The organism is Paenibacillus cremeus (genome assembly GCF_007786445.1).
GTDB lineage: Bacteria > Bacillota > Bacilli > Paenibacillales > NBRC-103111 > Paenibacillus_G > Paenibacillus_G cremeus.
Genome location: NZ_VNJI01000001.1, coordinates 349085 through 362341, shown reverse-complemented (window position 1 = coordinate 362341; position 13257 = coordinate 349085). Strand labels below are relative to the sequence as shown.

The window sequence follows — 13257 nt, the reverse complement described above, 5'->3', positions numbered from 1 at the left end:
TTACGGCAGCGTCATGTACTTCAAGCTGTAAGGGCTGGCCGAGCCGGAGGAATACACGATATCCACTGTGCCGCCGTTCATGCGGTGCGACGACCAGCGAATGCTGGCCCACGCGTTGGTGCCATAGGTGGTCAAATCCGACTTGGTCCACGTCGTCGTTCCGCTCAGCTTCACGGCATAGACGACTTTGCCGGTCGCCGGATTTTCCGAAGGGTAGCCCGACGCATCCGTCGTCTCCGTCCACACGACATACTGGTTGCCGCTGTAGTTGGAGATACTCGGGAAAAACTGATAGTACCCCGCCGATGGCGAGATCGACACCGGAGCGGAGAAGGCGCCGCTGATGTACTTCGAGTAGCGGATCACCGTTTTGCCGGAGGAATCGGCTTCGCGCCAAACGAGATGGATTTTATCGCCGGAATCGATCGCTGCGCTTGGATGGCGCTGCTCGAACGTCGATGCACTGACCGCCGACCAGTTGCTGAACGTGCTGCCGCCGTCCGTGGACGTCGAGACGATGATATTTTGCGTGCCGCTGTAGTTGCCATAGGCGATGACGAAAATTTTGCCCGTGGAATCCACGACAATCGTTGGCCTAGACTGGTTCGTTGCAGTACCTCCAGCATAGACGTTTTTCCAGGCGGTGAAGGTGGCGCCGCCGTCCGTCGACTTGATGAATTTCGTCTGCTGGTTCGTGGAGTAGGTGCTGTCCTGCCCCTCCCACACGATGTAAATATTGTCTGTGCCATCGATATAAATGACCGGATGCTCCTCCCAGTACACTTGACCGGAGTAGCCGGAGACTGGGGCGATGTTTCTCCACGCCGTCCACGTTGCGCCGCCGTCCGTCGAGTTGCTGTACTTGATCTGACGCTCGTCGGTGCCGTTATAGGTACTGTCGGTTCCGTACCAGACGACATGCAGCGTATTGTGCGAATCGATGGCAATCGAAGGCACCCGCTGATGGTCTCCGCCCGTCACGGTGCTGATCGGCTTGCCGCCGTTCGTGTCCGCCCAGGTCGTGCCGCCGTTGGTCGATTTAGAGACGTAGACTTGGTATAGACCGCTGACGCTGTCTTTTTTACGGTAGGCCATATATTCGTTGCCGGCGGAATCCCGCACGAGCTTCCGTCCATCCGGATAGCCCAGGGCGCGATAATCCTCGCTCGTCGCCACGGTGGCGCTGGTAGCAAACGCAGTTTGAAGCAAAACGAGCAGCGAGCAAACGAGGGTGCATAGTACGGCGATGGTCTTTTTCATTACAAATCTCCCTTCGACATATCCATAGTGAGTAGGCAGCATTTCTCAAATCCGTTGAAAAATGATGCAGCACCGCATTAGCCTAGCTTCCTGCAGCACTGGCGCAAACGTTTCGCTAGATGCCTCACCTCCTAGTAAAGTCAATGCGGGGAGCTGATGACTCACACTTTCTAACCCTTTTCTGACCTTTAATACCATTATTATACGCCATTTGTAAGCGCTGTCAATAAGGATTTTTAATAGCTCGTCCCCCTCATACCCACGACAAAAAGGCCGTTCCTCAGCGAACTCGATCCCGCCGATTCCCGGACAGCCCCTAATGCAAACAAGCCCGCCTCTCAACGTACAAGAAGCAGGCTGCACCTGTAATCAAATATAAGCCTTCAGCACCTCCGACAGCTTGAACGCCAGGCTCAGCTTCCCCTCCACCTTCAGCGCCCCCGACATATAGGCCGCGACCGCATTCAGCTGATCGTTGATCAGCTTCCGCAGCGTTTGCTCACTAAGAATAATGCGGCACTCCGCCCTCAGAGGCGTCCCGTCGAACAGCTCCACCTGCCCGGAATGGAACTTCACCTGCAAAAACTGGCCCTCCCCCAGCTTAAACTGATAAACCGCCTGCAGCGATCGGATCGGATCCGGATTGGCGTTCATTCGAGCGATAATATGCTCAAATTCGTCACGTATGCTCATCATACTCACCTCGCCTCGCTAGGTACTTGATCGATGATGCGCGATCCTTGAGCTACTCCTGTTCTCCAAATCAAGACGAATCCGGCGCATCCTCCTTCGCCCGCTCCGCCTCCTCCTCCAGCAGCTTCCGCCGAAGCACCTTGCCCACCATCGACTTCGGCAGGCTGTCTCGGAACTCGTAAATCCGGGGCACCTTATAAGCCGCCAATCGCTCCCGGCACCATTGCCCCAGCTCCTCGCTATCGGCGTCGCTGTCTTTTTTCAGCACGATGTACGCCTTCACGGTTTCCCCCCGGTATGCATCCTTCACTCCGGCCACGGCGGCCTCCTCCACCTCCGGATGCTCGAACAGCACCTCCTCCACCTCACGCGGATAAATATTGTACCCTCCTGCAATGATTAAATCCTTGCGCCGATCCACAATGTAAAAAAAACCGTCCTCATCCATCCGCGCCATATCACCCGTATACAGCCATCCGTCCTTCACCGTCTTAGCCGTCTCCTCGGGCCGGTTCCAGTAGCCCATCATCACCTGCGGGCCGCGCACCGTCAGCTCCCCGACCTCGCCGACAGGCAACTCCTCCCCCGTCTCCGCATCCACCACACGCGCGTCAGTGTCCGGATAGGGAATGCCGATCGAGCTGCTTTTGCGCAGCTCCCAAATGTTGTTGACATGCGTAACCGGCGACGCTTCCGTCAGCCCATAGCCTTCGATGAGCCGGCTGCCCGACAGGGCTTCAAATCGCTGCTGCACCTCCAGAGGCAGGGGAGCCGCACCGCTGACGCATACCTTTAGGGAAGACAAATCGTACTCATCGATCTCCGGATGATGAATCATCGCGATGTACATCGTCGGTGCGCCGGGGAACATCGTTGGCTTCGTCCGGCGAATGGTTTCCAGCAGCTGCCCGATCTCGAACCGCGGAAGGAGCACCAGCTTCGACGCCAAATACACCCCTTGATTGAGCAGCACCGTCAGCCCAAACACGTGGAAAAACGGAAGCGCAACCAAGTACACCTCCCCCGCCTGCTTCAAGCGGTAGCTCCAAAGCCGGTTTTGAATCGTATTGGCCACGAGGTTATAGTGGGTCAGCATGACCCCTTTGGCAACCCCAGTCGTCCCGCCCGTATATTGAATCGCCGCCAAATCCCGCTCCGCATCGACCTCCTCCAGACAAGGAACAGGCTCAAACCGGCTAAGCAGCTTGGTAAAGGCATACACGCCGTCGCCATACACCACGTCACGCTTCACGCCATCCCTTTTCGCTTTCAGCGGGTACAAAAGATTGGACGGAAACGGCAGGTAATCCTTTATCGAAGTGACGATCAGCTGGCGAATGCCGGTCGGCTGAACCACCTTGGAGACGCGCTCAAAAAGCAAATCCAGCGTCACCATCACCTTCACCCCGGCATCCTTCAGCTGGTGCTCGAGCTCGCGAGGCGTGTAGAGCGGGTTCGTCATCACGACAATCCCTCCGATCATCAGGATACTGAAATATGCGATCACCGTCTGCGGGCAGTTCGGAAGCATAATGGCGACGCGGTCCCCTTTACTCACCCCCAGATGCTTCAGGGCCTGGGCAAAGCGGCAGGACGATTCGTGGAGCTGCTGGTAGGTCATTTTTTTCCCTAAAAAATCGATAGCCAGCTGGTTCGGGTAAGCTGCGGCAGAATCCGTTAACAAATGGGCCAAATTCCGTTTCGGGTAATCATAGGTCAGCGGTACCTCACTGGGATAATGCTTGATCCACGGTTTATCGGCCATCACGACCACCCCGATTCTCCTGTTGTAGGATGCACAGCTAGCAGGCGCTAAACGACGTACTTCTCAGCTTCGATGACTCGGGCGGCGATCGTTTTTTTGAGGGCGATGCGGTCGACGGGGACGGTTCGCGTCAGCTTTTTGAGAATCGAGAGCTGGGTGCGCAGCACATCGCCGGTCTCCATCGCGCACAGCGCCTCTTTGGCCCACGCCTCCACACTGGTAAACGTGTCATGGATGTATGCTGTTGTCATCTGTATGGCGTTAAGCGCCTTCGCTTCCCCGACGGCGGCGAGGAGCTTTTGCGTGCGGAGCAGCGCGCTTTCCATGGCATACACGGCAATCATCAGATCGGCCAGGATGGCGAGAATTTCTTGTTCCTGCTCCAGCGCCATCTGGTAGCTTTGAACCGCCTGCGCCCCGACCATGAGAAATATTTTTTTGGTCATGGCGAGGAGATGCGCCTCCTGCTCCAGCGGTCCGTCGAACGTTTGCCCCGCCGGCATCAGCTCCATCAGCTCCGATTGCAGCGCCACCGCCTTTTGCATGAGCGGCAGCTCGCCTTTGAGCGCCCGTTTGAACAGCGTGCCGGGAATGAGCAGCCGGTTGATTTCATTGGTCCCCTCAAAAATCCGGTTGATCCGCGAATCACGGTACATGCGCTCGATTTTGTACTCTTGGATGAAGCCGTAGCCGCCGTGAATTTGAACGCCCTCATCGACCGCGAAGCTGAGTGTTTCCGAGCCAAACACCTTGTTGATTGAGCATTCAATGGCAAATTCCGCGATCGCTTTGGCCGATTGGACGCCGATCTGCGGACCGGTATGATCCAAGCCGCTCAGGCCGTCTTCAAATAGCCCCCCCGTACGGTACACCATACTCTCCAGCACGAAGGTGCGGATATTCATGTCCGCGAGCTTGCGGCCGATGAGCGGAAACGACGAGATGGGGCGCCCGAACTGCTTTCTTGTATTGGCATATTCCGAGGCCAGCTCTATGGCATCCTTGGAGGCCCCGAGGCAGCCCGCCGCCAGCTTGTAACGGCCGATGTTCAGGATGTTGAAGGCGATCAGATGGCCTTTGCCCGCTTCCCAAAGGAGGTTTCCGACGGGCACCTTCACATCCTCGAGAATGAGGGGGCGGGTCGAGGAGCCCTTGATGCCCATTTTTTTCTCCTCGGGGCCGACGCTCACGCCCTCCATCGTTCGCTCGACAATGAAGGTACTGAAGTCGGTGCCGTTTACTTTTGCATACACGATAAATACGTCAGCAAACCCCGCATTCGTAATAAACTGCTTTGCCCCGTTCAAAATATAATGCTGCCCATCCTCCGTCAGCCGTGCGGTCGTTTTGGCGCCCAGCGCATCCGACCCGGAGGACGGCTCCGTCAGGCAGTAGGCGGCGATAAGCTCGCCGGTCGCCAGCCTAGGCAGGTAGCGCCGCTTCTGCTCCTCGGAGCCGAAGTAGACGATCGGCAGCGTGCCGATGCCAACATGCGCGCCGATAGTGAGCGCGAACGATGACGCCTTCGACAGCTTCTCGCCGATGAGCGTCGAACTGATTTTGTCGAGGCCGAGGCCCCCATACGCCTCCGGCACATCCGCGCCGAGCAGGCCCAGCTCTCCAGCCTTGTGGAGCAGCTCGACCGTCAGCTCGTAGTTTAGCTTTTCGATGGCTTCATCGTGCGGAGCGACCTCCCCGGTAACAAAATCGACGGTCGTCTGAGCGATCATCCGCTGCTCCTCGGTGAAATCCTCCGGTGTGAACACCTGCTGACAGTCGATCTCCTCTATGATGAAGCTTCCGCCTGTGATGCGGCTCATCCCGATCCTCTCCCTTCTTCGTTGACGATGGCTTGGCTGCGGGTGCAAAAGCGTGCTGATGGACGGATTTGAAGCACGCTTCATGTACTAGCTGCTTTTGAAGCAACTATTGGCTGCACTCCCCGATTTTGAACAACATTAGGCGCTCGGAAGGCAGCTATTGGTTATGCTCGTTACATCGAATGTAAGCAATGTTAGCTATGAACCTCGAATACGCCCGCTGCCCCCATTCCGCCGCCGATACACATCGACACGACGCCGTATCCACCGCCTCTGCGGCGCAGCTCATGGATCAGCGTAGTAGCGAGCTTCGCTCCCGTGCAGCCGAGCGGGTGGCCGAGCGCAATGGCGCCGCCGTTGACATTGACCTTTGTTTCGTCGATCTCCAGCGCGCGCACGACGTGCAGGCACTGGGATGCGAACGCCTCGTTCAGCTCAAAGAGCTGAATGTCGTCCAGCGTGAGGCCAGCTCTGCGAAGCGCTTTCGGGATGGCCTCCACCGGGCCGACGCCCATAATTTCCGGCTCGACGCCCGCCAGCGCAAAGGCGCGGAACGTGGCCAACGGCGTGAGGCCGAGCGCGTCCGCTTTTTCCCGGCTCATGACGACCGCCGCCGCCGCTCCATCGCTCATCTGCGAGGCATTGCCCGCCGTCACCGTGCCGCCGAGCTTGAAGGCCGGCTGCAGCCGGCTCAGCGCCTGCTCCGTTGTATCCGCTCGTACGCCTTCATCCGTGTCGAAGACGAACTCGCGCTTCGTCACCTTGCTGTGCTGCTCGTCAAACTGCGCCATCGCGACGGTCAAGGGGACGATCTCCTCCTTGAACCGTCCCTGCCGGAGCGCCTCCGCCGCCTTACGGTGCGAGCTGACGGCGAACTGATCCTGCGCCTCGCGCGAGACGCCGAAGCGCTCCGCTACCAGCTCCGCCGTGTGCCCCATGCCCATGTACACCTGCGGCATATGCTCCGCCAGGTACGGGTGGGGCGCCGGCTTGAAGCCGGCCATCGGTACGTGGCTCATACTCTCTACGCCCCCGGCGATAATCACATCCGCATCGCCAAGCCGTATGCGCTCCGCTGCCATGGCGATCGTCTGCAGCCCCGACGAGCAAAACCGGTTGACCGTCAGCGCCGGCACCGTCACCGGAAACCCCGCGTATAGCGACATGATGCGCGCGAAGTTGAGCCCCTGCTCCCCCTCCGGCATCGCGCAGCCGATGATGATGTCCTCGACCTCTTCCTTGCGCAGTCCTTGCACCCGATCGACGGCCGCCTGCAGCACTGCTTTGCCGAGATCCTCGGCCCGCGTCTGTGCAAGGCTGCCCCGCTTCGCCTTACCCACCGCCGTCCGCACGATCGACACGATTACCGGATCTCTGGGATTTGTACTCATATGGTTTCACCTCACATTTCTTTACTCGCTCTCCTTGGGCCAGCGGGTACACTCCAAAGCGGCAATCCCGCTTTACTCACTCGCCCCGGGCCCTTCGGGCACACTCCAAAGCGGATATTCCGCTTTACACGCTCGCCCGGGCCCTTCGGGCACACTCCAAAGCGGCAATCCCGCTTTACGCACTCGCCCAGTCCCTCGGGCACGCTCCAAAGCGGCAATCCCGCTTTACGCACTCGCCCCGGGCCCTTCGGGCACACTCCAAAGCGGATATGCCGCTTTACTCACCCTCCCGGGCCCTTCGGGCACGCTCCAAAGCGGATATCCCGCTTTACTCTCTCGCCCAGGCCCTCGGGCACGCTCCAAAGCGGCAATCCCGCTTTACTCCCTCGCCAGCACCCTCACGGCAACCGCCTAATTCCGCAGCGCCTTGCCCTTCGTCAGCATGTGCTGCATCCGCTGCTGCGTCTTTGGCTCGCCGCAGAGGCTGAGGAACGCCTCACGCTCCAGCTCGAGCAAATATTGCTCGGTCACCAGCGTCCCCGCCGGGACATCGCCGCCAGCGAGCACATGCGCAAGCTTCGCCGCGATCTTCAGATCGTGCTCACTGATGTAGCCGCCGTGGCGCATCGCCTGCGCGCCGGTGAGCAGCACCGATTTGCCGTCGGCGCCCGCCACGCGGAACTTCTCCTCGCGCTCCGGCTCGTAGCCCGCTTGCACCAAGCGTAAAACCGCCTGCTTCGCCTCATAGATCTGATGATCCGGATTCGTCACGACCCGGTCGCCGGGCCGCATCAGCCCCATCCGGATCGCGTCATGCCCACTGGTTGACACCTTCGCGAGGCCGATCGTCTCGAAAGCGCGGTTCACATACGGCTGAATATCCGCTTCCGGATGCGTCGCGCTAAGACTCGCTCTAAGCGCCAGCTCCTTGCAGCCGCCCCCTGCGGGGATCAGGCCCACGCCGACCTCGACGAGCCCGTAATAGGTCTCCGCGGAAGCGATCACTTGATCCGCCGGCATGCACGCCTCCACGCCCCCGCCCAGCGTCATGCGGTGGGGCGCCGCCACTACCGGCTTCTCGAACCGCTTCAAGCGGTACATCGTGCTTTGAAACAGCCGGATAATCCCGTCAATTTCATCCCACTCTCCGTCCTGCGCCTCCATCAGCAGCATCACGAGGTTCGCGCCGACGCAAAAATTTTTGCCCTGATTTGCAATCACCAGCCCGTCAAAACCGTCCCGCACCGCCTCCGTACTCTGCCGGATCATATGCAAAATATCCGCGCCAATCGCATTGTTCGGCGAATGGAACTCCAGGCACGCGACCCCGTCGCCCAGATCGATCAAGCTCGCGCCGCTGTTGGACCGCACCACCCGGCCCTGCTCCTTCAGCTCACGAAGCGAAATCGCCTCCGGCGGCATCTCCAGCTTGCGAAGCTGCCCGTCGTGCACGAAAAACCGCCCGCCATCCCGCTTCTCATAAAACGCCGCATGCCCCTCGGCAATCCACGCCTTCACCCAAGCCGGCACGGAATCGCCCTCCGCCTCCATCCGCTCCACCGACTTCGCCAGCCCGATCGCGTCCCAGGTTTCGAAAGGCCCGAGCTCCCAGTTAAAGCCCCACTTCATCGCCTCGTCGATCTCATGGATCGAGCCTGCAATTTCCCCCACCTTGTCAGCCGAGTAGAGCAGCACCTTTTTCAAAATGTTCCACGCGAGCAGGGAGTACTTATCCCCCGCTTCGATCAGCGCTTTCGTGCGTGCCCCCGCACCTTTGGCGCGTTTGGCTGCATCCAGTGATACCGACGCCACCTTACGTTGAGGAACATATGCCATCGCCGCCAAATCCAGCGACAAAATGACACTGCCCCCGTCCGCTCCCTTTTGCTTCAAATAGAAGCCCTGCCCCGCTTTTTCCCCGAGCCAGCCGCGCTCGACCATCGTTTTCAGCACGTTCGGGACGTCAAACACCGCTTTTTCTTGCGGATCGCTCACATTCGTAAACACGTTATTCGCCACATGCATGAATGTATCCAGACCGACGAGATCGAGCGTGCGGAAGGTCGCGCTTTTCGGCCGCCCCATGGCAGGCCCGGTGACGGCGTCTACCTCTTCGATGCGGAAGCCGTTGTCTACCATCTCCTGCAGCGTGACGAGCAGCCCGTACGTGCCGATCCGGTTGGCGATAAAATTCGGCGTATCCTTGGCGATCACCACCGTTTTGCCCAGACGCGTTTCGCAAAACTGCTTCAGCCCCGCCACCACCTCCGGGTCCGTATGCTCGCCAGGAATGAACTCCAGCAGCTTCATATAGCGGGCCGGGTTGAAGAAATGCGTGCCCAGAAAATGACGCCGGAACGCCTCCCCGCACCCCGCCGACATCGCATTCACCGAAATGCCTGAGGTGTTCGTAGTAACGAACGTTCCCGGCTTCCAATGGAGCTCGATTTGGGCGAGCAGGTCCTGTTTGGCCTGCTGGTTTTCGACGATGACCTCGATCACCCAGTCGACCCCGGCAATCTGCGCCAAATGATCGCTAATATTGCCCGGCGTGATCCGCTTCGCAAAGCTATCGTCATAGAGCGGCGCCGGCTTCTGCTTCGCCAGCCTTGCAATGGCACCGGCAGCCAGCCTGTTGCGCACCGCCGGATGCTCCAGCGTCAGCCCCTTGGCCGTCTCCTCCACCGTTAGCTGCTTCGGCACCAGATCCAGCAGCAGGCATTCGATCCCGCAATTGGCCAAATGCGCGGCAATCCCCGAGCCCATGACACCCGAACCGATGACCGCCGCCTTGCGGATAGGTTTGCTTATGCTCATTGGTTTGCACCTCCAGCTTCCAAAAGCTCCTAGTTTCTTTTTCAAACACTCACCCTACGCCTCCCCAAACACTGACCGAGCCAGCAGCTCGGCAACATCCTTCGCTTGAACGCGATCCTCGACGTTTTTCAGCTTCGTCCCGTCCTCCATCATCGTCAGGCAGTACGGGCACGCGCTCGAAATGACCGTCGGCTTCGTCAGCAGCGCCTGCTCGGTACGCGCTTGGTTCACCCGCTTGCCGCCGGCCTCCTCCATCCACATCATGCCGCCGCCAGCGCCGCAGCACATGCCATTTTCGCGGGAGCGCTCCATCTCCACCAGCTCCACGCCCGGAATGGCCCGCAAAATATCCCGGGGCTGCTCATACACCCCGTTGTACCGGCCCAAATAACAGGAATCGTGGTACGTGATCCGCTCCCGCACGCGAGCCTCCGGCTTCAGTCTTCCTTCCGCAAGCAGCTTCGCAAGCAGCTCGGTATGATGCAGCACCTCCACGCCCTTCAGGCCGAAATCCGGATACTCATTTTTCAGCGTATTGTACGTATGCGGGCAGGCGGTCACAATGCGTCGGACGCGATATCTTTGAAACGTCTCGATGTTCTCCTGGCACAGCTGCTGAAACAAAAATTCATTGCCCATTCGGCGCGGGGTATCCCCTGAATTTTTTTCCTCGGTGCCCAAAATGGCAAAATTGACGCCAGCTTCCCGAAGCAGCCTCACTAGCGCGACCGTGATTTTACGGCTTCGCAGATCGTAGGAGCCCATCGAGCCGACAAACAGCAAATAGTCAAACTTCGGATTCTCCTTCACTGTGGGCACGTTGATCCCCAGAGCCTCCAAATCGCTGCGCCAGTTCGCCCGGTCGTTCCGGTTCAACCCCCAAGGATTGCTCTGCCGCTCGATATTTTGCATCGCCCGCTGGCCGTCCGTCGGTACACTGCCCTGCATCAGCACGAGATGCCGCCGTAGGTCGATAATTTTATCCACGTGCTCGTTGCCGACCGGACATTGATCCTCGCAGTTGCGGCACGTCGTGCAAGCCCAAATTTCACCCTCCGTCATTACATCGCCGATCAGCTCGAGCTCCTCGGGGCGCGTTTCCGTTTGGGTTTGCCAGGAGGCCTGCTGCCACCCCACCGTTGGCCGGATATCCGTAATCAAAGAACCTTGTACTTCGGTCCACTCCATGCCCTCAACCATACGATGTGCTCGCACCTGTTCATGATCGGTAAAGGCGAACGCAGGCACCCAAGGCGATTTGGAGGTGACGGCCGCTCCTTTTTCGGTCAAATGGTCCCTCAGCTTCGTGATCAAATGCATCGGCGACAGCACCTTCCCCGTATTCGAGGCGGGGCACACATTCGTGCAGCGTCCGCATTCCACGCAGGCGTAAAAGTCCAGCATCTGCTTTTGTGAAAAATCCTCGATCCGGCCGACACCGAACGTCTCCGTATCCTCCTCTTCCAGATCCAAGGCTTTTAAAGGATGGGTCTTGCCGCCTCCCCGCTTCAGCCACAAATTGACCGGTGCCGAAATGATGTGAAAATGCTTCGACTGGGGAACGTACACGAGGAAGGCTAGAAGAATAAGCAAATGCATCCACCAGCACACGTAAAATAGCACCAGCGCCGCTTCCCCCGACAGGCCCTGAAACCCGGCGGCCAAAAACGACGAAATCGGAGCGTATCCCGACGGCGCCAGCCCTTGCACGACGCGGTCGAAGGTGAGCGAGAGCAGCACCGACAGCATCAAAAAGAAGATAAAAAACACCACTAAACTAGGCTTCCAGCCCCGCTTCAGCCGAGGCAGCTGCTCCACATACCGCCGAAACGCGGCATACAGCATCGCCAGAAGCACCAGCGCCACCGTCAGCTCTTGCATCAAGCTGAACGCTTGAAACCGGAATAGCGGAAACGTCCCGCCTCCCGAAAGTCCTTTGTAAATAACGTCTAGCGCGCCGAACTGCAGCACAATAAAGCCGTAAAAAATAACCCCATGCATCCAGCCGCTTCGCCGGTCCTTCATCAGCTTTCGATGGCCGAAAACCTGCTTCATAAAGTCGGAAAGCCCCTGCCTTCGTGCCCCCTCGTCGACGGGATCGTTCGGCTGACCGAGCCGGATGTACAGCCATCGTCTCGCCACCGCCTGTGCAAACCAATACACGCCGCACCCAAGCGTCACTAAAAATAAAAGGAAGTTCACCTTTAGCCACATCCGCGCCTCCGTCCTTTCGCTGAAGCTGAAGTGCTGCTCTCTGCTGCGCTGCCCTGGCTCTGCTCACCTCTGAACTCATCACTTGTGTGAAGCAACAGTACCGACGGAAAGGGAAGGTTTGTCCGAAAGCGTTTACATTTGGTATGTACTTTTATACTTATGAGCGAAATTCGCAGTCCATGACTGTCTCAAATTCCGAGTCATTTTTCATGGACGGTTTCCAATAGACTTGTAGTAGTGGGCATTAAGGAAAGGAGCGAGTGGTATGCACATCGTGGTCCTGCTGAAGCAAACGTTCGATACCGAGGAAAAAGTCGCTGTACACGGCGGGCAAGTGTCGGAGGACGGCGTCAAATTTATCATTAACCCGTATGATGAGTATGCGGTGGAAGAGGCGATCCGGCAAAAAGAGCGCCACGGCGGCACCGTAACCGTCGTCAGCGTCGGCCCCGAGCGCGCCGCCGAGGCGCTTCGCACGGCACTGGCCATGGGCGCCGACGAGGCGGTGCTGATCAGCGGCGAAGGCACGCTGACGGACAGCCGCGGCATCTCGCTGATGATCGCCGCCGCCCTTGGCCGGCTGCCGAAGGCGGACGTGATCCTCGGCGGCTTATTTTCCGTCGACCAAGGCGCCGGGCAGACGGCGATCCGAGTCGCGGGGCTGCTCGGCCTCCCGCACGTCTCCTCGATCACGCAGCTCGACATCGACTCGGCGGCGGGGGTCGCCGTCGTGCTCCGCGACGCCGAGGGCGATGCGGAGACGCTGGAGGTCACGCTGCCAGCGGTGTTCACCGCGCAGCAGGGCCTGAACGAGCCGCGGTACCCGTCGCTGCCCGGCATTATGAAAGCGAAGAAAAAGCCGTTTCACCGGCTTTCGCTGCAAGACCTTGGGCTGACGGTGGAGGCCGTCGCAGCCCGAACCGAGCGGCTCAGCCTCGCGCTGCCCTCCGCCCGTGGGGCCGGCAAGCGGCTTGCGGGCGACCCGCAGGCGCAGGCGGCGCAGCTCGTGCACCTGCTGCGCACGGAGGCGAAGGTGCTGTAGCCGGCAAAGCGGCTTTTCCGCTTTTCTCGCTCTCCCGGGCCCTTCGGTCACGCTCCAAAGCGGCTTTTCCGCTTTTCTCGCTCTCCAGGACCCCTCGAGCACGCTCCAAAGCGGCTTTTCCGCTTTACTCGCTCTCCAGGGCCCTTCGAGCACGCTCCAAAGCGGCTTTTCCGCTTTACTCGCTCTCCCGGGCCCTTCGAGCACGCTCCAAAGCGGCTTTTCCGCTTTTCTCGCTCTCCCGGGCCCTTCGGTCAC

Annotated in this window: 8 protein-coding genes; 1 reads left to right on the top strand and 7 read right to left on the bottom strand. The window is 59.3% G+C overall.

Features of this window, described 5'->3' with window-relative positions; genetic code table 11:
• The 7 genes from FPZ49_RS01595 to FPZ49_RS01565 form a co-directional block, all read right to left on the bottom strand.
• Positions 1–1260: a sialidase family protein gene (locus tag FPZ49_RS01595; protein WP_186445546.1), complete on the bottom strand. Its 1260-nt coding sequence runs from the start codon at positions 1258–1260 to the stop codon at positions 1–3.
• A 369-nt stretch (positions 1261–1629) separates the two neighbouring features.
• On the bottom strand, positions 1630–1956 hold the full coding sequence (locus FPZ49_RS01590; RefSeq protein WP_261381195.1) for an SCP2 sterol-binding domain-containing protein: 327 nt from the start codon (positions 1954–1956) through the stop codon (positions 1630–1632).
• Between the two features lie 67 nt (positions 1957–2023).
• Positions 2024–3718: a long-chain-fatty-acid--CoA ligase gene (locus FPZ49_RS01585; RefSeq protein ID WP_144842581.1), complete on the bottom strand. Its 1695-nt coding sequence runs from the start codon at positions 3716–3718 to the stop codon at positions 2024–2026.
• A 47-nt stretch (positions 3719–3765) separates the two neighbouring features.
• Complete coding sequence (locus FPZ49_RS01580) at positions 3766–5538, bottom strand: acyl-CoA dehydrogenase family protein (RefSeq protein WP_144842580.1); 1773 nt, start codon at positions 5536–5538, stop codon at positions 3766–3768.
• 194 nt (positions 5539–5732) lie between these two features.
• Positions 5733–6929 carry an acetyl-CoA C-acyltransferase gene (locus FPZ49_RS01575; RefSeq protein WP_144842579.1) on the bottom strand — a complete coding sequence of 399 codons (1197 nt, stop codon included), beginning with the start codon at positions 6927–6929 and terminating at the stop codon, positions 5733–5735.
• 411 nt (positions 6930–7340) lie between these two features.
• Positions 7341–9740: a 3-hydroxyacyl-CoA dehydrogenase/enoyl-CoA hydratase family protein gene (locus tag FPZ49_RS01570; RefSeq protein ID WP_144842640.1), complete on the bottom strand. Its 2400-nt coding sequence runs from the start codon at positions 9738–9740 to the stop codon at positions 7341–7343.
• Positions 9741–9800: 60 nt separating this feature from the next.
• Positions 9801–11960, bottom strand: coding sequence for a (Fe-S)-binding protein (locus tag FPZ49_RS01565; protein ID WP_144842578.1), 2160 nt, complete (start codon positions 11958–11960; stop codon positions 9801–9803).
• A 265-nt stretch (positions 11961–12225) separates the two neighbouring features.
• On the opposite strand from FPZ49_RS01565, the gene FPZ49_RS01560 reads away from it, so the two are divergent.
• Positions 12226–13002: an electron transfer flavoprotein subunit beta/FixA family protein gene (locus FPZ49_RS01560; RefSeq protein WP_144842577.1), complete on the top strand. Its 777-nt coding sequence runs from the start codon at positions 12226–12228 to the stop codon at positions 13000–13002.
• Positions 13003–13257 lie beyond the last annotated feature (255 nt).

Coding starts and splice junctions, on each gene's coding strand:
- FPZ49_RS01580 (WP_144842580.1), bottom strand. CDS start 5,538: ATGAGCCGCATCACAGGCGGAAGCTTCATCATAGAGGAGATCGACTGT.
- FPZ49_RS01585 (WP_144842581.1), bottom strand. CDS start 3,718: ATGGCCGATAAACCGTGGATCAAGCATTATCCCAGTGAGGTACCGCTG.
- FPZ49_RS01560 (WP_144842577.1), top strand. CDS start 12,226: ATGCACATCGTGGTCCTGCTGAAGCAAACGTTCGATACCGAGGAAAAA.
- FPZ49_RS01590 (WP_261381195.1), bottom strand. CDS start 1,956: ATGATGAGCATACGTGACGAATTTGAGCATATTATCGCTCGAATGAAC.
- FPZ49_RS01575 (WP_144842579.1), bottom strand. CDS start 6,929: ATGAGTACAAATCCCAGAGATCCGGTAATCGTGTCGATCGTGCGGACG.
- FPZ49_RS01565 (WP_144842578.1), bottom strand. CDS start 11,960: ATGTGGCTAAAGGTGAACTTCCTTTTATTTTTAGTGACGCTTGGGTGC.
- FPZ49_RS01595 (WP_186445546.1), bottom strand. CDS start 1,260: ATGAAAAAGACCATCGCCGTACTATGCACCCTCGTTTGCTCGCTGCTC.